The organism is Clostridium sp. YIM B02569, from assembly GCF_022320765.1.
Lineage (GTDB): Bacteria > Bacillota > Clostridia > Clostridiales > Clostridiaceae > Clostridium > Clostridium beijerinckii.
Map to the genome: position 1 here is coordinate 163961 of NZ_JAKJJX010000006.1, position 24672 is coordinate 188632.

General features: G+C 29.6%; 25 protein-coding genes. 18 read left to right on the top strand and 7 right to left on the bottom strand.

Annotated features, from left to right (window positions below):
• Positions 1-6 precede the first annotated feature (6 nt).
• Positions 7-555, bottom strand: coding sequence for a MarR family transcriptional regulator (locus L3B96_RS07745; RefSeq protein ID WP_238859998.1), 549 nt, complete (start codon positions 553-555; stop codon positions 7-9).
• 241 nt (positions 556-796) lie between these two features.
• Between L3B96_RS07745 and L3B96_RS07750 the strand changes: the two genes are divergently transcribed.
• A complete protein-coding gene (locus L3B96_RS07750) occupies positions 797-1144 on the top strand; it encodes an isoprenylcysteine carboxylmethyltransferase family protein (protein ID WP_275297125.1) in 348 nt (115 codons plus the stop codon).
• A 97-nt stretch (positions 1145-1241) separates the two neighbouring features.
• Here L3B96_RS07750 and L3B96_RS07755 read toward each other — a convergent pair whose 3' ends face one another.
• Complete coding sequence (locus L3B96_RS07755) at positions 1242-1664, bottom strand: DUF3842 family protein (RefSeq protein ID WP_238860000.1); 423 nt, start codon at positions 1662-1664, stop codon at positions 1242-1244.
• A gap of 343 nt (positions 1665-2007) precedes the next feature.
• Here L3B96_RS07755 and hypB point away from each other — a divergent pair, with 343 nt between their 5' ends.
• The 8 genes from hypB (at position 2008) to L3B96_RS07795 (ending at position 9731) form a co-directional block, all read left to right on the top strand.
• Complete coding sequence (gene hypB, locus L3B96_RS07760; RefSeq protein WP_238860001.1) at positions 2008-2667, top strand: hydrogenase nickel incorporation protein HypB; 660 nt, start codon at positions 2008-2010, stop codon at positions 2665-2667.
• Positions 2668-2990: 323 nt separating this feature from the next.
• Complete coding sequence (cbiM, locus tag L3B96_RS07765) at positions 2991-3980, top strand: cobalt transporter CbiM (protein ID WP_023974577.1); 990 nt, start codon at positions 2991-2993, stop codon at positions 3978-3980.
• 167 nt (positions 3981-4147) lie between these two features.
• Positions 4148-4942 carry an energy-coupling factor transporter transmembrane component T gene (locus L3B96_RS07770; RefSeq protein WP_077856776.1) on the top strand — a complete coding sequence of 265 codons (795 nt, stop codon included), beginning with the start codon at positions 4148-4150 and terminating at the stop codon, positions 4940-4942.
• Between the two features lie 4 nt (positions 4943-4946).
• A complete protein-coding gene (locus L3B96_RS07775) occupies positions 4947-5675 on the top strand; it encodes an ABC transporter ATP-binding protein (RefSeq protein WP_238860002.1) in 729 nt (242 codons plus the stop codon).
• A 696-nt stretch (positions 5676-6371) separates the two neighbouring features.
• Positions 6372-7472, top strand: coding sequence for an ABC transporter permease (locus L3B96_RS07780; RefSeq protein ID WP_238860003.1), 1101 nt, complete (start codon positions 6372-6374; stop codon positions 7470-7472).
• Between the two features lie 5 nt (positions 7473-7477).
• Positions 7478-8701, top strand: a complete 1224-nt coding sequence (locus tag L3B96_RS07785; RefSeq protein WP_238860006.1) for an FtsX-like permease family protein — start codon at positions 7478-7480, stop codon at positions 8699-8701.
• The gene (locus L3B96_RS07790; RefSeq protein ID WP_238860073.1) at positions 8698-9375 is read left to right on the top strand and encodes an ABC transporter ATP-binding protein; all 678 of its coding nucleotides are present in this window, start codon (positions 8698-8700) and stop codon (positions 9373-9375) included. Before L3B96_RS07785 ends, L3B96_RS07790 begins: the two co-directional genes overlap by 4 nt.
• Positions 9376-9389: 14 nt before the next feature.
• Positions 9390-9731 (top strand): hypothetical protein, encoded by a 342-nt coding sequence (locus L3B96_RS07795; RefSeq protein ID WP_026885650.1) that lies wholly within the window; start codon positions 9390-9392, stop codon positions 9729-9731.
• A 209-nt stretch (positions 9732-9940) separates the two neighbouring features.
• On the opposite strand, the gene L3B96_RS07800 is transcribed toward L3B96_RS07795, so the two are convergent.
• The 4 genes from L3B96_RS07800 to L3B96_RS07815 all read right to left on the bottom strand — a co-directional run bounded on the left by L3B96_RS07800 (position 9941) and on the right by L3B96_RS07815 (position 11531).
• Positions 9941-10258, bottom strand: a complete 318-nt coding sequence (locus L3B96_RS07800; RefSeq protein ID WP_238860075.1) for a hypothetical protein — start codon at positions 10256-10258, stop codon at positions 9941-9943.
• A gap of 57 nt (positions 10259-10315) precedes the next feature.
• Positions 10316-10630 (bottom strand): hypothetical protein, encoded by a 315-nt coding sequence (locus L3B96_RS07805; protein WP_023974570.1) that lies wholly within the window; start codon positions 10628-10630, stop codon positions 10316-10318.
• 348 nt (positions 10631-10978) lie between these two features.
• Positions 10979-11197, bottom strand: coding sequence for a DUF2922 domain-containing protein (locus tag L3B96_RS07810; protein WP_238860078.1), 219 nt, complete (start codon positions 11195-11197; stop codon positions 10979-10981).
• Positions 11198-11306: 109 nt separating this feature from the next.
• Positions 11307-11531: a DUF1659 domain-containing protein gene (locus L3B96_RS07815; RefSeq protein WP_238860079.1), complete on the bottom strand. Its 225-nt coding sequence runs from the start codon at positions 11529-11531 to the stop codon at positions 11307-11309.
• 494 nt (positions 11532-12025) lie between these two features.
• Between L3B96_RS07815 and L3B96_RS07820 the strand changes: the two genes are divergently transcribed.
• Both L3B96_RS07820 and L3B96_RS07825 read left to right on the top strand, forming a co-directional pair.
• Positions 12026-12571, top strand: a complete 546-nt coding sequence (locus L3B96_RS07820) for a sigma-70 family RNA polymerase sigma factor (RefSeq protein ID WP_238860081.1) — start codon at positions 12026-12028, stop codon at positions 12569-12571.
• 1 nt (position 12572) lies between these two features.
• A complete protein-coding gene (locus tag L3B96_RS07825; RefSeq protein WP_238860083.1) occupies positions 12573-13691 on the top strand; it encodes a DUF4179 domain-containing protein in 1119 nt (372 codons plus the stop codon).
• 218 nt (positions 13692-13909) lie between these two features.
• Here L3B96_RS07825 and L3B96_RS07830 read toward each other — a convergent pair whose 3' ends face one another.
• Positions 13910-14902: a choloylglycine hydrolase family protein gene (locus L3B96_RS07830; RefSeq protein WP_238860085.1), complete on the bottom strand. Its 993-nt coding sequence runs from the start codon at positions 14900-14902 to the stop codon at positions 13910-13912.
• A gap of 524 nt (positions 14903-15426) precedes the next feature.
• Here L3B96_RS07830 and L3B96_RS07835 point away from each other — a divergent pair.
• The 7 genes from L3B96_RS07835 (at position 15427) to L3B96_RS07865 (ending at position 24625) form a co-directional block, all read left to right on the top strand.
• A complete protein-coding gene (locus tag L3B96_RS07835; RefSeq protein WP_238860087.1) occupies positions 15427-17892 on the top strand; it encodes a GxGYxYP domain-containing protein in 2466 nt (821 codons plus the stop codon).
• Between the two features lie 358 nt (positions 17893-18250).
• The gene (locus L3B96_RS07840; RefSeq protein ID WP_238860088.1) at positions 18251-19264 is read left to right on the top strand and encodes a LacI family DNA-binding transcriptional regulator; all 1014 of its coding nucleotides are present in this window, start codon (positions 18251-18253) and stop codon (positions 19262-19264) included.
• Positions 19265-19363: 99 nt separating this feature from the next.
• A complete protein-coding gene (locus L3B96_RS07845) occupies positions 19364-19795 on the top strand; it encodes an RbsD/FucU domain-containing protein (protein WP_238860090.1) in 432 nt (143 codons plus the stop codon).
• A gap of 43 nt (positions 19796-19838) precedes the next feature.
• Positions 19839-21353, top strand: a complete 1515-nt coding sequence (locus L3B96_RS07850; RefSeq protein WP_238860092.1) for an FGGY-family carbohydrate kinase — start codon at positions 19839-19841, stop codon at positions 21351-21353.
• Positions 21354-21355: 2 nt separating this feature from the next.
• Complete coding sequence (locus L3B96_RS07855) at positions 21356-22387, top strand: galactitol-1-phosphate 5-dehydrogenase (protein WP_077843140.1); 1032 nt, start codon at positions 21356-21358, stop codon at positions 22385-22387.
• A 126-nt stretch (positions 22388-22513) separates the two neighbouring features.
• Positions 22514-23524, top strand: a complete 1011-nt coding sequence (locus L3B96_RS07860; protein ID WP_238860094.1) for an aldo/keto reductase — start codon at positions 22514-22516, stop codon at positions 23522-23524.
• A 159-nt stretch (positions 23525-23683) separates the two neighbouring features.
• Positions 23684-24625 (top strand): 2-keto-3-deoxygluconate permease, encoded by a 942-nt coding sequence (locus L3B96_RS07865; protein ID WP_238860096.1) that lies wholly within the window; start codon positions 23684-23686, stop codon positions 24623-24625.
• The last annotated feature ends 47 nt before the right edge of the window (positions 24626-24672 follow it).

The window sequence follows — 24672 nt, forward strand, 5'->3', positions numbered from 1 at the left end:
TATTTTTTATTTTCCTTCATTTCTTGCTCTATCAAATTCATTTAATGCTCTCTTTTGTATTTCAAGTGTATCTTCACCCATGTCAAATTCAGCTTCTTCTTCAAAACCGTCTTGTTCTTCGCCATCAAATCTATATAATTTCTTTAATAACGTCCATAAGATTTCCATTTCTTCAATGGAAAAACCTTTAGAAAGCATCCCAAAAAACTCCATCGATTTTTCGGCACCTATCATCATGGCATCCGTTCCAGCTTTAGTAATCTTCACATTAACTGCACGTTTATCATATTGGCTTGGCACAGTAATTACATATCCTTTGTTCTCTAAATTAGTAATCAATTGTTTTACACTCTGTTTTGTTGTACCTAGTTTTTTAGAAATATTATTTAGAGTCGTTTCATTTTCAGGTAAATGAATAATAGCAACCATTGCCATAAGCTGTCTGCTAGTTAAAGGTTCACAATATTCATCACCCTTAATTTGAATTTTATTAGTGAGAGAAAACAGAGTTGCGTATATTTGTTGTATTAAAAAAAGCGCTTTATAGTTATCCATAAAATATCTCCTCCTTAGTTGGACAATATACTGTCTAAAATTACGATAGCATATTATTCCAATGTAGTCAATATACTGTCTATTTGTTTTTAGTTATACTTCATTATAAACAGAGAGGACTTGAATAAGAAAAAAGGAATAGGGGATATTGCTTAATACTAGTACTTGGTACTATAACTATAATATTTCTGAATCTTTTTTGTAGAAAGAATTATTTAATGATATTACCTGAAATAATGTTTTGGATAGGCTGTGCAGTTACTATGTTGGAATCATATTGAGGTTGTATTCAGTATTGACACTTGGAAGATCTTTCACCATATCAGTGCAAGTGGATTTAAAGCAAAAAATAATTCAAACAGGTCCATATAGATACATTAGGCACCCTGCATATAGCGGAAGTATATTATATTTAATTGGAATAGCATTAGCTCTTAGAAGCATCATTGGAACTATTGTAACTATAACAATTATTGCTGTCATTTATGGATATAGAATTAAGATTGAAGAAAAGACATTAGAAAGTAACTCTAAGACAGATTATCAAGAGTATAAGAAGTGTACTAAAAAGATTATTCTATTTACTTAGTGAAAAATATAGTTTAATCATATAAAAGCAAAAATATATTTATTGGATATTAATTATAGGCGTGTTAATAAAGTAATCTTAATCTATTAATACTAGATTAGAATTTTTCTATATTATTTTTTATATCAAGTACAATTTCTTCAATTATATCTTTAATTTGTAGATTTCTAGTTCCAGGAATATAAATGCCATGCTTTTGTAATGGAAGTATATATTTAGTACAATCCATATTAAATATTGCATTGGAAATCATAGTAGTAATTTCTCCATTTATACCTCCACTACAGATTATTCCGATTGGTCCTATTATACTATCTATTTTAGTTGTCTTGCAAAATGAACTGATTGCCCTTTCACCGCTTATACCAACATTTGCACCGGCTTGTACCATTTTTGAGGTAGCAAATGAGTTGGTACCAAGTGCAATAATATAAACATCATTTTCTATTTCTTTACGGATCCTCTTTATGATGTTTTGACCAAGGCCTGCACCTTGTGCATCTATTACTGCAATTTTCATATTAATGATCATTCCTTTCGCTATGATTAAAAGATATAATTTAATAAAAGTAGTTAATGTATAAATAAATTAGTGCTAAACTATAAATAAGATTTTTATTTATAGTTTCTGATATTATTCTATACCTTGAAGTTAACTATAAGTCAAGTGCTTTTTAGTAACATTAAGTGATTGGTGGTCACATATTTCATAAAAAGGCTATATAATTTTAAATTGACTGAAATTAATCTGTGATTTTGTTCTTAACATATATTATTATAGAATAAAGAGAAGAGATTTCATATGATTATTGGAAACACAAAATAATAAAGTTATTAAAAAATTGCAGATATGAGGTGAATGGATGAAAATTAAAGTTGTAAAACAGCTGCTAGAATTAAACGAAAATTTCAACAATGATATTAAAGAAATTTTAAGAAGAAAAAATGTATATTTAGTAAATGTGATGGGTTCACCAGGGACAGGCAAAACAAGTTTGATTATAGAGCTAATAAAACAATTAAAGGATAAATTTAATATTGCTGTAGTTGAAGGCGATATTGCGGGACAAGTAGATGCTGAAAAAATTGATTCACTTGGAATTTCTGTCATTCAGCTTAATACAGAAGGAGAGTGCCATATAGAATCAAAAGCAATTTATAATATCTTAGGATACTTTGATTTAGACGAAATTGATTTGATTTTTATTGAGAATATTGGTAATCTTGTATGTCCTGCTGAGTTTGAACTTGGTGAAGATTTTAAAATTGCTGTTTTAAGTATTCCAGAAGGGGATGATAAGGTTGAAAAATATCCATTACTATTTTCTAAAGCTGATGCAGTTGTATTAAGTAAGTATGATATGATGGAATACTTTGACTTTAATGACAATAAGGTAGAAGAAAATGTTAAAGAATTAAATCCGTTGGCAGCTACCTTTAGAATATCATCAAGAACTGGACAAGGATTAAATTCATTTGTTACATATATTGAAGAAAAAATAAAAACAAGAATTCAAAGGTAATTTAATATTTACAATTTTGGAATTGTATAGTATCATAAAATTGTATACTACGAGGGTATACAGTTTTCATACAATATATATTGCAAAAATAATTCTTCAGCATAATTTTAAAAATATTAAAAGAATTTTGGCTGTAGTTGTGAAATGTGCATTGTGAATTGCAACATATATAAATTAATAGATTAATTTGGATTATTAATAACCACGAAGGTTGATTGCTTTATTTGTAATCAGTTTTTGTGGTTTTGTTTTTATTAAAAATTGGGCATATTGAGGAAATAACAAGTGTAATTATCTTCACATGCTTTAAAGGAGGAATTAAAATGCATATTCCAGACAATTATCTAAGCCCAGCTACCTGTGCAGTTATGGGGGCGGCAATGATTCCAGTTTGGACAAGAGCTGTAACAAAAGTAAAAAAAGAGGTAACTAAAAAGAAATTGCCGCTTATGGGAGTGGGGGCATCACTATCATTTTTAACGATGATGTTCAATGTTCCGTTACCAGGTGGAACCACTGGACATGCTGTAGGAGGAACATTAATTGCTATTCTTTTAGGCCCTGAGGCGGCATGTATTTCAGTGACGATAGCACTTTTGATTCAAGCATTACTATTTGGTGATGGAGGTATTTTAGCCTTTGGAGCCAACTGCTTTAATATGGCATTCGTCATACCATTTGTAGGCTATTATATTTATAAGTTTTTAAAAGAGAAATTTAAGACAGAGAAAGGAGAATATATTGGGACATTTATTGCAGCTTATATTGGAATAAATTTGGCCGCTTTATGTGCAGCAATAGAATTCGGAGTACAGCCATTACTTTTTAAAGATGCAGCAGGTATACCGCTATATTGTCCTTATCCTTTATCAATTACTATACCTTCAATGCTTATTCCACATCTTGTAGTCGCAGGAGTATTAGAAGGAATTATAACTGTTGGCGTATTAAGCTTTATAAAAAAAGTTTCACCAGGAATTATCTATGAGGGGGCTACTACAAAATCAAAGCCTGTATATGGATTAATAATAGCGCTAATATGCCTCTCACCATTAGGGTTATTAGCTACAGGTACAGCTTGGGGAGAATGGGGAACTGATGAAATAAGTTCTGTAGTAACAGGTGGTAATACGTTAGGATTTATACCTAAAGGCATGGAAAATGGATTTAGCTTTAATGCATTAATGCCAGATTATTCTGTTGCAGGTCTTCCAGATAATTTTGGATATATTTTATCTGCAGTTGCAGGTGTTGCAATACTATTGTTAGTATTTAGAATAATAGCAAGTATGAAAAAGACAACAAAAGTATAAAGTGAAACTTGATTCAGGTGAGGTGATTTAAATCTGAATCTTAGTTTAACTTATATGTGCTCCATCAATTCAGCAATATGTAGTGAAACAAAAGTGAGAGTCCAAATTTTATATTTGGGTTCTCTTTTAAATGTGCCTAATATACGTTATAAGAAAGGAAGTTATTAATGCCAGAATGGCTTTTAAAGAAAGACAATTATACACCGCTAAAAGACAAGAATTCTTTTATAGATAAGAGCATTCTGTCAATATTTAATGTGCTTGCTATGTTTAGGCAGCAAACTAAAATAAGAAACTCTAAATTTGGAATTAACCCATTAACTAAATTAATATCAACGCTCATACTAATTATTTTTGTTTCCTTAAGCAGAAATTTTCACTTTATTGTAATTACAACTGTGTTTATGCTTGTGCTAATAAATCTTTTAAGTATAAAAGAAATAAAATATGTTGTCAAAGCAAGTATGGCGGCGGCAATTTTTACGTTTATTATTTTGTTACCAGCTATTTTTTTAGGGTATAGTAATAATACCTTAATGATCACATTAAAAGTATTAGTTTCAGTTGCTTCTGTCAGTATATTAACTTGCACTACTCAGTGGAATGAATTAATAATTACTTTAAAAATATTTAGAATACCAGATATATTTATTTTGGTACTTGATATTACTATAAAATATATTATAATTTTAGGCGAATTTTCATTAAATATGGTTTATGCTCTTAAATTAAGATCAGTAGGTAAAAACAATCATAAAAGCACTGCACTTTCCGGAGTCGTAGGAACTATGTTTATAAAGTCTAAAGAGATGGCAGAAGAGATGTATGGAGCAATGGAATCTAGAGGATTTACAGGAACATATAAAGTATATACGAAATTTAAATTTAAGCTAGTTGATTATGTTTGTTTTATTCTTACCATAATTTTTGTGTTAACATATTTTTATTTTGATAGGTTGTGATTTAATGATTGATATAAAAGATGCGAATTATTCATATGATGCTGAAGTTACCGCACTAAAAAATGTAAACCTACATATTGATGCAGGTGAAGCCATTGCTTTAATAGGTGTAAATGGAAGTGGGAAGTCTACATTAATGAAATTAATTAATGGATTAATAATTGCTGATAGTGGAAGTTATTTATTTGAAGGTGAAGAAATTAATAATAAAAAAATGCAAAATGAAGAGTTCTCGAAGGCTTTTCATAAAAAAATAGGTTTTGTTTTTCAAAATTCAGATGTACAGCTATTTTGTTCAAATGTATATGATGAAATTGCATTTGGGCCAAGACAGATGGGAATGGATGAAGAAGAAGTTAGAAAAAGGGTAGAAGACACTCTAAAATTATTGAAAATTGAAGAATTAAGAGATAGACAGCCATATCATTTGAGCGGTGGAGAAAAGAAAAAGGTTTCTATAGCTACCGTAGTAGTTTTAAATCCAGACGTTTATATATTTGATGAACCAATGAACGGACTTGATCCTAAAACTAAGAGATTTTTAAAAGAATTCATGATAGCTATAAATAATGCAGGAAAAACTATTTTATGTTCTACCCATGACTTTGAATATGTAAAAGGGGTATTTAAAAGAGCAATTGTTTTTTCAAGTAATCATGCGATTATTAGAGATGGTAATTATGATGAGATAATGAACGATAGTGACTTTCTATATGACAATAACATTATATAATGTTTAAGCTATACTGAAAATAATAATATGAAGAAAGAACAATACAAGTTAAGAAAAGCAATATATTATATGGAATAAAAATTGCAACTAATCTTATCAAATTAGAGGAAGGGTTAACATCTCTTTAAAGTCATTTTTCAAATTAAGTATGTCATTAAATTAAATAACATTATTGAATATTAGCTCATGAAAGATTCATAAAAGTAAAAAACGGTAGTTAGGAATGAGAAATCCAACTACCGTTTATTTTTGTATGTACAATTTATTCTATATTAATTTCTGTTAGTTTATCATTTGTAGGTAAGGTAAATGATAAAACTTGCTGGATGGATTCGAATGCCCAAATTGAAGTAGAATTACATTTGTCCAGTGGCAATAGAAATATAGAATAAGAAAAAATAAATCTTAGCAATAATGTTATATATGTTAAAATAAAGATATGTAAAACATTAGACGTAAATACAATTTCAGGTAGTGATAATCATGTCTATGCTAGAGGGGCTGCAAGAACTCCACGATGCTAGGAAAGTGGACATACACTACCTCATCACAAAACGTATGGAAGATGAGTTATATCTCAAACTCATAGGTTTAGAAAAAGTGCATTTACGTGAAGGTAGGCTAGTTTAAAATCAAAATTTAGATAAGAATATTAGTAAAAATCAGTGCGTTACTAATATTCATGTGGAGTAATATATGAATAAATATACTAAGATAGAGCTATTTTTAATAATTGGTTTTTTAGTGTCAACTTTTGCATTTAGTTTAACAGTAAGTATTGTATATTCAAATTATAATAGAGTTACAGAACAAAACCGATTTAATAAAGATTATAAGTATCTAAAAATAGATACAGTACATGAGACTAAATATGTTGATGGAGCTGAAGTTGTAAATAAAGATGAGGATAAAGAAAATCCAAGCTTATCAGAAATAGTAGATGCTGTTCAAGAGGCAGGATATAAGAAAATTATTTTAAAGCCATTTGAAGATCAAATACAAGTTGATAATAAGTTTTATATTAATGATATATGGCCTTGCTCTAATGGGATTGACATAGAAAGTAGAAATTTAATTAAAGGAAGATACTTAACTGAAGAAGAGTTAATGAGCAATGAAAAAGTTGCTATTATAGGTTTTTGTTTAGAAAGATTAGTTGAAGAGAAAAATGGGGAACGTTATATAAAAATATTTAATGAAGATTATAAAGTTGTTGGGGTTCTTGGAAATACTGAAGTATTTAAATATAGCAGTATAATTCCTATAAGATCTCTATATTTTATAAACACTAAGGTTCCTAATGTTATTTTTTATAAGAATAATATAAGTAATATAGACATTAAAGAAATTAACCTGAAAAATATTAATGTTTCTGAAAAAGAGATTTCGAGGACTTCGGTTATAGATTATTTATTCAAAAATGTTTACGAACTTAAAAATAGCTTATATCAAATAATACTTGGTATAGCAAATTTACTTTTATTTTCATATTTCTTTGCTAAAAATATACGTGAAAAAGTTGCTATTATGAAAGTCTTGGGGGCTAAAAACTCTGATGTATTTAAAGAGGTTTTTGCAAAAATCATAAGAATATCTTCGATTGGAATTATTGCTGGACTAGCTTTATCAAAAATTACAATAGATTTTATGATGAAGTCTTTCCCATCTCAATATTCAGCTGTTAACATTCCAAATATTATATTAAGTTCAATGCTAATATTTATAATATCTATAATTGTATCTATACTAGTGTTGTTTAATGTAATTAGATTTAAAATAATGAAAGAAATAAGGTAAGTAGTATGAAAAGCAAATTTATCTTTTTTGATATAAAAAGAAACTTGATAGTTAATGTATTAATTATATTGGAAGTAGCTTTATGGATATTTTATGCTGCGTCTTTGGTTTCTTTAATTAACTTTGATAGGTCATATAGAAATAGGTACAACAGATCAATTTCCATAGATAATTCTAAGTTCATGACGTTTTATAAGATGATCCTTAAGGAAAACAAAGATATTGAAGATTATAAAAATGATATAAAGGAAAGTCTTGAATTAATATCAAAAAATAATTATACTTACGGTTTTATTCAAAGGGATCTGTATACGGATATTCCAATTGATGTTTTAGGGTTAAATTCTAAAGACTTAGAGTCTAATTTTACAGAAAAAGATACAAATGATGAGTTGATACATCCAATTGGATTCAATTATGGAATGATAGAACATTATCAAAATAATATAACTCAGGAAATTTCAAAAGAAGAATGGATTAGAAGTGATGAATATGTACCTGTAATTGTCGGAAATGATTTGGCTAAAAAAGTTAAGGTTGGCACTAGCTATGTAGCTAATAATATAACTTATAAAATTGTAGGGCAATTTAAGAAGGATGTATTAGCATTTGATTATACAAATAGTGTAGATAGCTCATTTTTATTAAATAAGTCATTTGTTATTCCACTTAGTGACGAAACATTCTTTCAAAATTTTGGATATCAACCTATAACGATATTTTTCAATGGTGACAAAGAAAATAATTCAACTGAATTAGAATCAAATATAAGAAAAATTTCTGATGATATAGTTGTTTCAGATTTTGGTGATGATTTAGATAAATTTTTGGAAGAAATAAAATCAAAAAAGTACTATGAAATATTTAGAATAATTATAATTACTATTATTGCATCTGCATCAATAATTACTACAATTAGTTATAAAATAACTGAAGATGTAGATAGGATTGGAATTCTTTATTCTTTTGGAATTAGTAAAAAAGATATATTTAAAACATTTTCTTCTGAATTTCTTATAAATATACTAATTGGAATCATAGGAGGAAGTTTATTTTATTTAAAGAACTGCGGAAGCGTTTATGCATTTTTTATTAATGAAAACTTATTATTCAATTTATATATTTCAATTGGGATATTGTTATTAACAATTATTTTAATTATGCTAATGAGTTTTAAAGAAATAAATAAGTTGACTCCAAAAGAGATGATGGGAGGATTTACAGAATGAGTATATTAGATTTAAGAAATATATATAAAACCTATGGAAAAGGTGATAACGAAGTTATAGCTGTAGATGGAATAAGCTTAAAGGTGGATAAAGGTGACATTATAGCTATTATGGGGCCTTCTGGTTGTGGTAAAAGCACATTGCTTAATATATTAGGTTGTATAGACAACCCTACTAAAGGTGAATATTATATTGACGATTTTCAAGTGGACTTTAAGAAACTTAATCAGTTATCTAAAATCAGAAATGAAAAGATTTCTTTTATATTTCAAAACTTTGCATTAATAAAAGATCTTAGCGTGTTAGAAAATGTAATGCTTCCTCTTAAATTTAGAGGTATTTCACGAAAAGAACGAATAAATAAGGCAATAAAGTATTTGAAAGAATTAGATATATTGAATTTAAAAAATAAAAGTATTAGGCAATTATCAGGAGGGCAGCAGCAAAGAGTTGCCATTGCTAGAGCACTTACTCAAGAAAGCGAAATTATATTAGCTGATGAGCCAACAGGAGCATTGGACCAAGAAAATAGCATTAAAATTATGAAAATATTGCAAGAATTAAATCAAAAACATAATAAGACAATATTAGTTGTGACACATGATAATCTTGTTGCAAGCTTTTGCAATAAAACCTTGAAAATGAAAGATGGAAAATGGGATAGTATTAAATAAAGGAGTCATAATTTATGAAAAAAATACTTTTAACTATATTACCGAGTATATTAACATTCTTATTTATATTTATAGATTCTCATTTCCCATATAGTAAGTGGATTTTAATTGGTATTTATATTTTATTTCCGATAATGTTTATAATTCAGACTATTATTTCATTCAAATCAATAAAAAATATGTTGATTGGATTTTTGTTATTATCACTATCAATCATACTGCCTATTAATCAATGGTATAGAATGGGCAGCATAATTCCAGCCATAATAGTTTATTTAATATTGTCTTTAATAACATATTTACTGATAGTAGTTATAGATATTATTAAAAAAAATAAGAAAAGAACTAGAAATTAACGAGGGTGTCTTTGTAGAAATAACTAAGAGTGATAATTAGTGAACTGGTATGAAGCGTATTAAAAAATTCAAATTCTATATAAGTTATGAAGAAATTTTTGGGGGAGAGATATACTTATTTGTGGGAAGTTCTAAAGTCTTATTGGAGGGAATGAAGTGAAGAATAATTTAAGCGAACCGTATCATAAGAGACACTATAAAAGCATCTCTTATGAAATAACTAATTCACCATCGCCAGTTATTATAATTTTATATCCAGCTTTGAGAGGAAATAAATTAAATTTTTGCGATTGGGGCCATATGCGAATAGCTTGAACAGGAGTTTCAGTAGAATCTAAAATAAATATGTAAATCCGCTCATTAAAAGAATTATTTTGAACTGTATGTGTAGCATCTAGAGATAAATTTAAATCTTCAACTTTGTAGAAACCACGCTTAAGAATTTTACTTTCAGCCATACAAGGTGAAATCATAATATTAGAAGAAATAAAGAAGAAGAATAGTAATGCATAAATAAATTTTTTCATAAACATAATCACCTCTAAATTTTTATAGATAACAAGAAAATGAATTGAGCATTTTATCTAGTTTATAATAATGCTACCTTTACTAGATACAATTATTTCAAATTCAGATTCTAAAGGTATTAAAATATACTTGTCTGACTGAGGATCTAATCGCATATATTGCCTAGTTACTTGATTTGAATCGAAAATGGCAATAAAGGCATAATCACTGGTTGAAGTATTTTGTACAGTATGAATGCCGTGGGATAAATTTAAATCTGTAGCTTTATAAAATCCTTCATGTAAGGTTTTTGGTTCAGCGCCAACAGGGATTGTAAAAATATGAAAGATTAATATTAAAAAAAATAAAAATGCCAGTGGGTACTTTTTCATTAGATCACTCACCTTTCTAAATTAAAATATTATGGAATTATAAACTTAATTTTATTATGTGAAAGTGATGAGAATATATTCTGAAATATTAAAAATAAAAATTAAACCTGAAGAGGGGACAGGACAAGATTAGCAGTTTACTATTTAGAATGTAAAAAATGAGTGTTAACGGAGAAAGAGGCATTTATAGAATCTTGGCAAAATTTGAGTCATGAGGGACGTAGAAATCTTAAGCATGGTTTTTCATGAGGTATTAACTTGAATGATTGAATCATTAGACAATGAAGATAATAAAAAAGGAAGCTTATCCACTATGAGATAAGCTTCCTTTTTTAGATTACTTAAGACTTAAGCTACATCAAATTTAGTAACTTGTCTTTGAGTAACTTGAGCACCAGATTTCTTAACTAAATCACCAGAATTAGTTTTGAAAACATTTTTAGCGATTACAGTATCCATAAGTGCATTAATCTCGTCTTTTGTAAGACTTGATTTAGCACCAGAAACACTTAAAGTACTTTTTTCACCAGCCGCAGTTAAAAAAGTCATAGATAAAGAATATTCCATTTAATTCACCACCTTTCTGTTTAGAGTAGAGTCAAGGAAGTTAAATCATATACATGATTTAACTAAGTTCGAGAAACCAAATCATAGATTTGGACTCTCACTTATCTGCTTAAGCATTTGCTAAACTAGAAGATTCATTTATAAAGTAGTCTTTAGTATTGGCTTCCATAACAGCTTTAATTGCATCAGCAACAGCATAGATATTTTCTGGTGCTGCATCTGTTTTGATGCCTGAGAAAGTTTTCTTAGTATAAATTGGATCGCCAGTTTTATCTAATCCTTTTTGAACCTCAATACTAAGAGAAACAGAGTCAATAGTTTTAGTTACAGCCATATATTTTTACCTCCTTCATTTTGTTTTCGTATATGATATACGCATTAATTCCATAGATTACATAAGTATTCTAAAATTTTTTTAAGCAGCAAATAATCAAAACAGTTGAAGTAAAGACACAAAGAAAATTTTATGGTTCATCTATATGAATTCTAAAAGGTTTAATCCATTAGGTCTTAGGGGATAAGCAAGAACTATAAACTAAATGATTTTATAAAAAATTAATTGTATTATTTAAAATTTATATATTAAAGGAAAGTCAATTAGGTAAAAAAGTATTTCTTAGATTCAGAGAAGGCATCATCGTTTTACTATGAGTCTTACTTTGATTTAACACGAAGAGGTTTAATAAATTTAATGAATATGAAAATCTTTATATAGTAATAAAATAGAAATATGTAGAACAAATAAAAATGAAATGAGAGAAAAAATTTTTATTTACGTTATATAAAGTGTAAGAGCTTTTATGAAAATAATGGATTGGAGAAATTTCAATGAGGTGTACCGAAAAAAATTATATCAGTAGGCTGAAAAAGAGGAAAGAAGATGCACTAGAATTTATAGTGGATAAATATCTGGCATTAGTTAAATCCACAGTATATAAAGTACTTTCACCACTTAATAAGGATGGAATTATTGAGGAGTGCATAAATGATGTGTTTCTTTCAGTATGGAATAATTCACATAAATTTACAGGTGAAGAAGTTGATTTCAAGAAATGGATATTTAAGATAGCAAGATTTAAGGCTATTGATTATTACAGGAAAGAAGTTAAGAATCTGAATGTAAGCATAGAGGATAAGGAAATAAGCACAAATGAATTAGTGGAAGAAGAAATTATTAAGCTAGAAGAAAGAAATGAATTGATAAATTTAATTAACACTCTTGAGCCTATGGATAGGGACATATTTATTATGAAGTTCTTTCTAGGGGAAAAGTCTGAGGATATTGCTAGAAAATTTGGACTTACCAGAGCTGCATTAGACAATAGAATTTATAGGGGTAAGAAAAAACTTAGGCTAAATTTGGAGGTAGTGTAATATGAAAGATATTTATGAAATTCTAAATGATATAGAAATAGATGAAGATGAAATGGAAATGATAGAAGCGACTGATATTGAAAAAGCAAAGGTAAAAAAGTATTTAAAGAAGTCTATAAATAAAAATAAGTCATATAGAAATAAGGGAATAGCTGCAGCAGTTTTATGTTGTTTGTTAATTGGAGGTGCAGGAACTTTAGGAGTGGCTTATCCATCTTATGCAGCAGTAATTCCCATAGTTGGAGATATATTTAGGTTTATAGATAATGGTAGAACAGGTGCATATGATAAATATAAGGAATATGCAGATGTGGTGGGAGTTACGCAAGAAAGTAATGGTATTAAAGTCACAATAAAAGAAGCAATATTTGATGGGAAAAATTTGACTTATACCTATGAAATAATAAGTGATAAAGATTTAGGCGATAATCCGTTTTTCAATATGAATGGACCAAGGATTGCTATAAAATATTATAGTGGTGGATCAACGGGTAATTCTGAAGTAAAAAAAGTCTCTAAGAATACTTATGTAGGTCAAGAAACTATTACTATTAATGAAGAAAGAAAGGACATAAACTTTGAATTAAATTTTACAGATATAGGCGATATGAGCTCTGAAAATTCTAAAGAAATAAGTGGAAATTGGAAGTTTAAAATTAATTTAAAAGCATTAGATAATGTTAAACAAATGGTAAATAAGACAACTGAAAAAAATGGAGTTCAATTAAATATAGAAAGTATTTCTAAAACGTCAGCAACATTTACGTTAAATTATTCTCAAGAAATTTCAAAGGATTTACAGGAGAAATACTTTATTGTAGATATTCCAATAGAAGAACTAAAAGATGATTTAGGAAATGTTTATAAAGCAACGAGTGTTTCAACAAATGAAGGTAGTGAAGGAAGATATGCTGGAAAATCCATGTCAAGTTTTGGGGAGTTAAATCCAAATGCAACTAAATTAATAATAACTCCAAAAGTACATTTATCAAATAATGTACATCAAGAATCAGGTAATGAAGAGGGAAAAGCAGTTGATACAAGTCCTACTATAGATGAGAATCATCCTAAGAATAATGAATTTGCATTAGATGATATAGTAATTGAACTAAAAAAATAATACACTTTTTCTTATCAGAAATAGTTTAACTGAGATATAAGTGGATTTAAAGGTGGTAAAAATAAATTAATAGTAGAGTACAATATGTACTCAAAAAAAGTTCATCATTGCTGTATGGTGAACTTTTTTATCCTTCATAAAATTATAGCACGGTCAAATCCATGGATATTGTATCCTTCGTAAGTGTAGATTATATATTTTAAATGGTAGAATCAATGCTATATTTTCTCAAATTTAATTGGACGCCTTAACTTTCCTAGAGAGATTAGCTCAGTATTCTTTTTATAGTTATCCCAAAGGCTTGCTCTTGTAATATTAGGATTATCGTAAGTTTTAAAGAAGTATTCACAAGTATTTGTATTAACAAAGGCAGTGTATTTTGTATAATCATAAGTATCTCTATTTGTTATTACTATCCCTTTTGGAATAGAAACACTTTCCATAATATGAAAGCATGTATTTATTGCTTCTAAACTGTCACTAGGCGCTTTAATATGTGTTTTTTGATATGCTGTTCTTACAAATCGTTCTGGAGATGTGTAGCCTCCAGGTAATTGCATAGTTCCTCCTGCCTGACCAAATGGCCTTAAATGAATGTTTCCCCAGCATGTATCACTAGTCTGAGTTGGAGATACATTCATGTAATTTCGTAAATTAGTCATGTGCCACTGAAGATCAGGACTATTTGCCATAACTCCAATTGAATTTTTGTATAAAGTTAGACCTTTTTCTGTTTGTTCAATGACGACACATTCTCCGCATTTATCTGTAGCAATCCAATGTAAAGGCGCGACTGTTTGCGTTACAGGATCTTCAAGACCTACAATATCTATCTCCATTAATATTTCTTTAAGATCTTTTACTGATTCACATCTTCCTAAAATATAATGAAGAAAATCTAAGGAAGAAACAGCTTCCCTGGTAATGGAATCATTATGATTTTTGTATTTAGCATAACCTGCAAAATATAATGCTGCAGCTGCAAATCCTTTTTCATTTACTCCATCAAAAAAACCAAGCATTCCACCTGCTTCTTGTCCAATTCCTATAAAGCTATAGTGATCGCAAATTTTATTCATGCTAAGAGCATTATTCCAGAGATAATGTTTGGGTACGACATAAAGTTCTGGCTCAATATCATAAGAAAAATCCATAGTTCTTCCAAAAAAATTTTCCATCTTTTTAGATTGTAGTGTTATTGCTGTGCACATGTTAGTCCTCATCCTCCTTATACTTTATTAACTTAGCACTTGAAATTTATCACTAATGTTAACTTATATTTAATCAATCTAAACCATAAGCTACATGATGCTTAGAACCTTCAACGATATTTTCATAGTTTTTGGAATCAAAATATTTATGGTTTTGGTAAGTTACCACATAAATCTAGTCTTAAAGTTTGATATCTATATAAAAGGTCTATAATTTATAGATATACTTACACATGGCATAAAGTTCCACTTATTAATGTTAAACTATGAATGGTTTAGATTTAATATCTTATATTTTGAGGAAGGATAAAAAGTATATAAAATTACAATAAACTTTGTAATGCATTGATTCTAGATAAATACAAATAAAGTAAATACAATATTAATATATAGATTAAGGTGCAAGAAGAAATATATGATATTTTGAATTTATATAATTTTAAATTACTATTTTGAATAAAAATTATGTTCCTATCGGATACTATCATTATAACTAATGATTATCTAAAAATAGGAGGAACAATATGAAGAAAAATTTTAAAAGGATTACAATTTTAACGCTGCTGATAGTCAGCATTTTCTCATTTGCAGTGAACAACAATGCAATAGCTCAGGTACCGTCGGATAAGGATAATGGAGTACATCTAATTTTAGACTCAGTTAATTATAATAGTGTTTTACCAAAGCACTTCCGAAAAACTACTGATTTAGCAGTTGTAAAGGACAATAAAGATTTAGATCTTAAAGGGTTAGATAAGCTGAATATTTCTGGCAGTCAACAATTTTCAGGGAATAATATAGATCTTTTAACAAAGGCAATTGATACTTCTCTGACTATGACAGTAATAGATTTAAGACAAGAGTGTCACGGATTCATAAATGGATTTGCAGTTAGCTGGGCAGATGCAAAGAATAATGCTAATGTAGGACTTACAAGAGATCAAGTTATAGCTAAAGAAAAAGAGGATTTAAAAAGTATAAAGTTAAATGAACCTATAACTTTTTATAATAACTCTAAACAAACCATGGATGTTAAAACAGTTAAAAGCGAAGAAGAACTTACTAAATCAAAAAATTTAGGATATGAAAGAGTAACAGTTAGAGATGGTGGAATACCTACTGATGATATGGTTGATTATTTTATGGAATTCATAAAAAATAAACCAAAAGATTCTTGGCTTCACTTTCATTGCAAAGAGGGTATAGGAAGAACATCTACTTTCATGATAATGTATGACATGATTAATAATTATAAAGATGTCAATGCTGATGGCATAATTAAAAGACAATTGGCATTAGCAAATTTTGAGGATACTACATTGAAGTCCTTTTATAATAATGAAAGAATGGGATTCTTAAATAAATTTTATGATTATTGCAAAGCTAATGGAGACTCATTTGATACTAAATGGAGTGAGTGGAATAGTAAAGCTTCTAGTATAGATGAAACAGATAAATCTAATGCTATCCAGGTATCAAATGTAAATTCTGTTTATATGAAAAATAATATAGTTCCTAAATCTTTATATGCGATTTCTTTAGATTCTATGACACCTGGTGAAAGAACAATGATAACTAGCCTTCAGGGGCTAGTTAATAATCATTGTTCTTTTCAAATATATACACTTAATTCTTCTCAGCCTGATTATAAAATATGGTTGGAAGATTTAAAAAGTAATCATAATGTACCTTATGAAATGATATCAGATCCTTGGGAGCTAATAAAAATATATAAAGACTATATAAAAGGGTACGTGCTTTATAATGGTGAAACTAAAGATCCTTCAATAAACAATGCTTGTTCCTTAGCATGCCTTAAAAACGCTATAGTTATTGATGAAAAGCTGGAACCTAAAATAAAGGAACTTGGTATAGAAAGTAAAGGAGATTGCAGAAGTACAGATGAAAATTGGGCCTATGATAATTTGTGGAATAAAGGATTAAATCATTCCATGGTAATGGAGCTTTCTCCTGATAGAATTGATGCATTAAGGGACTATGCCATAATGACTAAATCTTTAATATTTTACGAAGGAGGTGTAGATAAAACAGCTCTTAGAGATAAAATATTTTCTTCTGTGGATGATAACGCTACATGTTTGGGCTGGGGGCCAGATGAGTTTATTAATGTAAGTACGGCTTCAAAATATGGTGTAAGCATGGTTGCAGCAGATTGGTCCTATAATTTAACTACATTAAGTGCTTTCAAAGAACCTCATATTAATAAAAACTCTTCATTAAAAGTTCCTAAAGAAGAAAATGTTCATTATGTTACTTTTATAATGTCAGATGGAGACAATCAGCAGTGGAACCTTGGAACTAATTATGGTTCGTCTAAGTGGTTTGGGTATGAAAATAGAGACAAACTTTCTTTAGGTTGGTCTATGACTCCAGCGTTATATTATTTAAGTCCTACTGTGTTTGATTTATATTATAAAAGCGTAAGCAATGAAAATCCAAGGAATAATTTTATCGTGGCTCCCTCTGGAAATGGGTACATATATCCAAGTAAGTTTCCACGTAATAAATTAAGTTCATATGCTGACTCATTAAATAGTTATATGAAAAGAGTAAATGAAAATTACGTATCAATAATAGATGATTCCGCCTTTCATGATGTTGAACTATGGAATGAGTTTACTAAAAAATCAAATATAAAAGGTTTATTTTATCTTGATTATCATAGACACGATAATTATAAAGGAGAAATTTTATGGTCTAATAATAAACCCTTAGTGTCTTGCAGAGATCTACTTTGGAATTCACTTGAAGACGAAGAAGAGTTAGTAAAAAGGATAAATGATAGAGTTAGTTTAGGACAAACAAATATCCATAGTCCAGAAGCATACTCCTTTGTCTATGTGCACGTATGGACAAAAGAGACAAGTAACGTGGAGAAAGTTACGAAAATGCTAAAAGAAAACAAAAGAGTAAGAGTAGTTCCCCCTGAAACGTTTATGGAGCTTATAAGTAAGAATATTAAACATTAATATACAGAGCTAAACGTATTATCCTATTTGGTGACTAATATTTTAATTATTCAATGAGGAGTTAAGAAAATAGAAATATTATAATAAAAAATAGAATAAATCAAAAAGAGGAATGCTAAAAAGGCAAGTGCTAGGCAGTAATTTTAATGACATAAAATCAAATATGGAAACTCTAAAGTTATATAGTAGGTTTGAAGTGCATTCCTCAATTTGAGCACTGGCTTAGACATTTTCAATTAATTAATGTTATAAAAAAATAAATTATTACTAATTTATTTAGTAAAATTAGACATTATCTATTGACAAATAAAATAGAAAGATATAATATTGAATTAAGCTAAACGTTTCACTTAGGGAGGTGGTTATAATAAGTGCGACAATTAAAGATGTAGCTCGAAAAACAGGCTTATCAATAGCAACTATATCTAAATACATAAATGGTGGAAATGTTTTAGATAAAAATAGAGAAATAATTCAAGCTGCCATTGAAGAATTAAATTTTACGGTTAATGAAATGGCAAGAGGATTAAAGACTAATAAAACTAGAACAGTAGGGATCGCTCTACCAGATTTAAATAATCTGTTTTTTACATCAATTGTTTCAAAAATAGAAGATGTTCTTTTGAAAGACGGTTATGGAACTATAATATGTGACTATAAGCAAGATTATGACTTAGAAAAGAAGAAATTAGAATTCTTAGTAAATAAGTCAGTAGACGCAATAGTTTTAGTGCCATCAGGGAAAGAAGTAAAAGAGTTACGTGAGATATTAGAAAGTGGAATACCAGTAATACTTATTGATAGACTTTTAAAAGATATAGAATGTGATGTGGTACTTGGGGATAATTTAAATTCATCATACAATGCAGTAGAAACCTTATTTACCAAGGGACATAAAAGAGTGGGGGTAATTGTAGGACCCCAAGAAATGTATACTGCTGAGCAAAGATTAAAAGGTTATTATAGAGTGCATGAAGATTATTCATTTAAAATTGATTCGAATTTAATAAAATACGGAGATTACAGAATGGATAGTGGATATGCTCTTTTCAAAGAATTATTGAGCATGGATGATCCGCCAACTGCTGTTTATGTAACTAATTATGAAATGACATTAGGTGCAGTAATGGCGATAAATGAAATGGGGATTAATATACCTGAGGATTTATCTATAATAGGTTTTGATAATATGGAATTAATAAGGGTATTGAATCCGCCATTGTCAGTAGTAGTTCAACCTATGGAAAAGATAGGTGAAACGACAGCAAAATTATTGCTTAAAAGAATGAGTGGGGATAATAGCAATTTCCCATCAATAAATAGATTGAAATCAGATTTAATTGTTACTAAATCTATTGGAAAAGCTAAGTGAAAATACGTGTGTAAGAAATTACACATGATTTTTAAATAAAAAACAAAACGTTTCGCTATAGTGGAAAGTTAATAGGCGAAACAATTAGGAGGAGCTAATATGTTAAAAGGAATTTCGAAAATATTATCACCAGAGCTTTTGAAAATTTTAATGGAAATGGGTCATACAGATGAAATTGTGATTTCTGACGGAAATTTTCCGGCTGGAACATATTCTCAAAGGTTAGCTAGATTAGATGGACACAATGTTCCAGAAGTTCTGGAGGCTATATTAAAATTATTCCCTCTTGATACTTATGTTGAAAAACCAGTGGCATTGATGGAAGTTGTAAAAGGTGATCCTATAGTTCCTACAATTTGGGAGGAATATAGAAAAATAGTTAAGAATGGTCATGATGATTTTACAGATTTTGAATATATGGATAAATGGGATTTTTATGAAAGATCTAAAAAAGCATATGCGGTTGTAGTTACCGGCGAATCAGCATTATATGCAAATATTTTAATTAAAAAAGGCGTTGTAACTGAGTAAAGTTAATAGAATTAGAAATATTAATCTATAAAGAGGTGAAACGATGGAAAAGTTGTTATTAGGAATAGATATTGGAACATCAGCTTGTAAAGTTGCAATATTTGATTTAGATGGACATGTAGTATCACAATCTAATAAGGCATACTCAGTGTATTATCCAGAAAAGGATTTTGTAGAACAAGATGCTGAAGAATGGTGGAATGCTGTGTGTGATGCAACAAAGGAATGCATTGAACAGAGTCATATTAATCCAGAACAAATAAAAGGTATTGGAATAGATGGACAAGGTTGGGCTGCACTCCCTGTGGATGTTGAAGGTAAACCTCTTCATAATGCAATGATCTGGATGGATAGAAGATCTACAAAACAATGTGAGGAAGTTATAAAAAAAATAGGAGAAGACAAAATATTCGAAGTGAGTGGTAATTCATTTGATGCCACATACACAACTCCTAAGATTTTATGGCTTAAAGAAAACAAACCTGATGTGTTCATTAAAACTTATAAATTCCTTCAAAGCAATAGTTACATAGCATTCAAATTAACAGGTGCTATGACACAAGATTTATCCCAAGGATATGGACTTCATTGCTTTGATATGAAAACGGGAAAATATGATGCTAAACTATGCGAAGAATTAGGAATACCTATGGAAAAGTTACCAGACATAGTTCCTTGTGATCAAGTTGTTGGAACTGTAAACGATATTGCAGCAAAGCAAACTGGGTTAGCAATTGGAACACCGGTAGTAGCTGGTGGATTAGATGCAGCTTGCGGAACATTAGGAGCTGGAGTTATTGAGTTTGGACAAACGCAGGAGCAAGGTGGACAAGCTGGTGGCATGAGTATTTGTTTAGATAAGCCAATTGGCCATAAAAAATTGATATTAGGATTTCATGTAATTCCGAATGCATGGCTACTCCAAGGAGGAACAGTTGGTGGGGGAAGTCTTAAGTGGTTTAGAAATGAATTTGGAGAATACGAAAAGCATATGGAAGAACAAACTGGAGAAAATTCATTTGATGCACTAGTAAATAAAGCAAAGGGTGTCAATATTGGAGCAGATGGAGTGATATATTTACCATATATGGCAGGTGAGAGATCACCTATATGGGATAAACATGCTAAAGGAGTGTTCTATGGTCTAGGATATGATAAGACAAAGGGACACATAGTACGATCTATATTAGAAGGAACAGCTTATTCATTAGAGCATAATTTACAAACTGCAAAAGAGGTAAATGTTGATGTTGAGGAACTGATTGCTATCGGTGGAGCTGCTAATAGTTTAACTTGGACTCAAATAAAAAGTGATGTAACAGGAAAACGAATTAAAGTTCCAACTTCAGATACAGCGACTACCTTAGGAGCAGCAATATTAGCTGGAGTTGGTACTGGTCTTTATAAGGATTATAGGGAAGCAGTTCAAAGAACTATAAAAATTACTAGAGTGCATGAACCTAATATGGAGGCTCATGAAATATATAAGAGATATTATCCTATATATTTAGAAATATATGAAAATTTGAAAGACACATTCAAAAAAGGCGAGGTGTAGAAATGAAAGCATTAGTTATAACTGGCATTTCAAAGGTAGAATTGCAAGATTTAGAAATACCTAAATATAAGGATGACGAAGTATTGATAAAAGTTAAGTACTGTGGAATTTGCGGATCTGATCTTCCAAGAGCTTTAGATGGAGGCGTACATTCATTTCCTATAGTGGTAGGGCACGAATTCTCTGGACAGATAGTTGAAGTAGGAGAGAAAGTAAAGAACGTTAAGGTTGGCGATAGGGTTACAGCAGGAGCATTACTACCATGTGGAAAATGTGAAGCTTGTCAGCAAGGCAGGCCTGCAATGTGCAGTAATTATGGATTTATAGGCTCTAGGCAAAATGGAGCTATGGCAGAGTATGTAGCAGTTAAATCTCAAAATGTAGTTAAATTACCAGATGAAGTTGATTATAAAGAAGGAGCTATGATTGAGCCATTAACAGTAGCACTACATGGTATTCAAAGAATTAATATTAAAGCAGGAGCAACAGCTTTAGTCTTCGGTGCAGGAACTATAGGTCTTTTAGCACTTCAGTGTTTGAAGGCAGTAGGTGCAGGCAAAGTTTATATGGTAGATGTTGTTGACAAAAAATTAGAATTGGCAAAAAAATTAGGTGCGGATGATGTAATAAATTCAATGAAGGTGGATTTAAATGAGTATTTAACTGAACATGGTAAGCCAGAAGTAGTAGTTGAAAATTCAGGATCACCTATAGCTCAAGCCCAATGTTTAGAGATAGTAAAAAAATGTGGTTCAGTTGTATATATAGGAACTGCAACTAGAGATTTAACTCTTAAACCAGAGACTTTTGAAAAGATATTAAGAGGAGAATTAAATATAACAGGTTCATGGATGTCTTATAGTGCACCTTATCCAGGATATGAATGGACTACAGCAGTTGAATATATTAAAGAAAAGAAAATAGATTTAAAATCAATGATTACAAATGTATATAAATTAGAAGATGGGTTAGCACCATTTGAAATAATGAGAGACAGAGAAGCTTGCGCCACAAAAGTATTGTTTGAGATTTAAAAGTTAATTATATAAGAATAGACAAGCTTAATCAATAGCTGATTAATAGCTATTTTAAGATAAATCATATTAGAAGAATTTATAAAAAATAAACTATAAGAAATAAATTAAAGAGGAGAGATAAATATGAATTTTACACCTATAGACCCAAATAAAGTGCCACAAAGAACATTATATACAGGGGCTAAAATGCCTGGAATAGGAATGGGAACATTCGGTTCAGATCGTTTTTCAGCTGAAGATATTGCAAATGCAGTAAAAGGAGCAGCTAAATTAGGATTTAGGCTTTTTGATGGAGCTAGTGTTTATGGAAATGAAGATTTAATTGGTGAAGTTTATAAGGAAATATTAGCAAGTGGAATCAAAAGAGAAGAATTATTTATAACATCAAAAGTTTGGAATGATCAACATGATAATGTTATAGAATCTTGCAAGAAAACATTAAAAGATCTTCAATTAGATTACTTAGATTGTTATTTTGTACATTGGCCATTCCCTAACTTCCATGCTAAAGGAGTATCAGTAGATTCTCGTGATCCAAATGCAAAACCATATATACATGAAGATTTCATGAAGACATGGAGACAAATGGAACAATTAGTTGAAATGGGACTAGTAAAACATATAGGAACATCTAGTGTAACAATTCCTAAATTAAAATTAATATTAAGAGATGCTAAGATTAAGCCAGCTGTTAATGAAATGGAATTGCACCCATGTTTCCAACAACCAGAATTATATAAATTCTGTAAAGATAATGGTATAGAAGTAATTGGATTCTGCCCAATTGGATCACCAACTCGTCCAGATAGAGATAAAACTGATAGTGATATTGCAGATATTGAAGAACCTACAGTAGTTAAAATCGCAAAAGCGCACAATGTTCACCCAGCAGTAATTTGTGTTAAATGGGGAGTTCAACATGGACATACACCAATTCCATTCTCAATTCACGAAAATGAATACTATAGCAATCTTTTAAGTGCAATTGAAGATCCTTTAACTGATGAAGAAATGAAAGAGCTTGAAGAGGCAGATAAGAATTGTCGTCTAATTAAAGGACAAGTATTCTTATGGGAAGGTGCTAAAAGTTGGGAAGACCTATGGGATCTTGATGGGACAATAACAACTCTTTAAGAATTTATAATGATATATCAGGCACTTATGTTTTTAAGCTGATAGAAATTTACCCATGAGTATATGCTATAAAAATTTCACTAGATCTATGCAAATTATATAAAGTGAAACTAAAATGACCAGCAAAACATAATTGAAAAAAGTATATAGCAAACAGAGGTGAACATTTTGCAAATTTTAAAAACTATAAAAAGAGTGCCTGGTGGATTAATGATGGTTCCATTAATATTAGCTGCTGTAATAAACACTTTTATACCGGATGTAATGAAAATAGGATCGTTTACAACCGCTTTATTTTCAGCGCAAGGATCTGCTACGATAATAGGAATATGTTTATTTTGCTTAGGAACAAATTTTAAAATTAGAGATATTAAAGAGTGCTTTAAAAGAGGAGCTGTATTGCTGGCTGCAAAAGTTTTATCTGGAGCCATTATTGGAATTACATTAAATGCATATTTCGGATTTGATGGTATTCTAGGCATATCTACAATTGCAATTGTTGGAGCTGCTACTAATAGCAATAATAATTTGTATTTAACTCTAGTAAGTGAGTATGGTGATGAAAAAGATTTAGCCGCTCAGAATATACTAAATTTTAATACAGGAGCTTTTTTTACCCTTATAATTTTAGGGATAGGTGGCAAGGCTAATATATCGATAATTAGTTTTATTAGTGTAATGGGACCATTTTTAGTTGGAATGTTAATTGGAAATATAGATGAAGAGACAGGGGCGTTTTTTAAACCAGGAATAACTATGATAATTCCTTTAATGGGCTTTTGTATAGGCGCTTCTATAAACTTACAAAACGTTGTAAAAGCTGGACTAGGTGGAGTTTTACTTGGACTAATTGTTCTTATAGGAACAGGAATACCTTTGGTGGTGATTGATAAGGTTATAAATAAAAGACCAGGATATGCAGGGGCTGCGCTATCTAGTGTTGCAGGTAATGCTATAGCAACGCCTTCGGCATTAGCGTTACTAGATAATAGATTTCAGATTTATGTTGAATCTGCAACTACTCAAATCGCTGCTGCAGTAATAATTACTATAATATTAACTCCGCTATTTACAATGTATGTAAATAAAAACTGGAGGTGAAAATTTCTATAATATTATGTAATTACATATTGTAAATGATACCATAA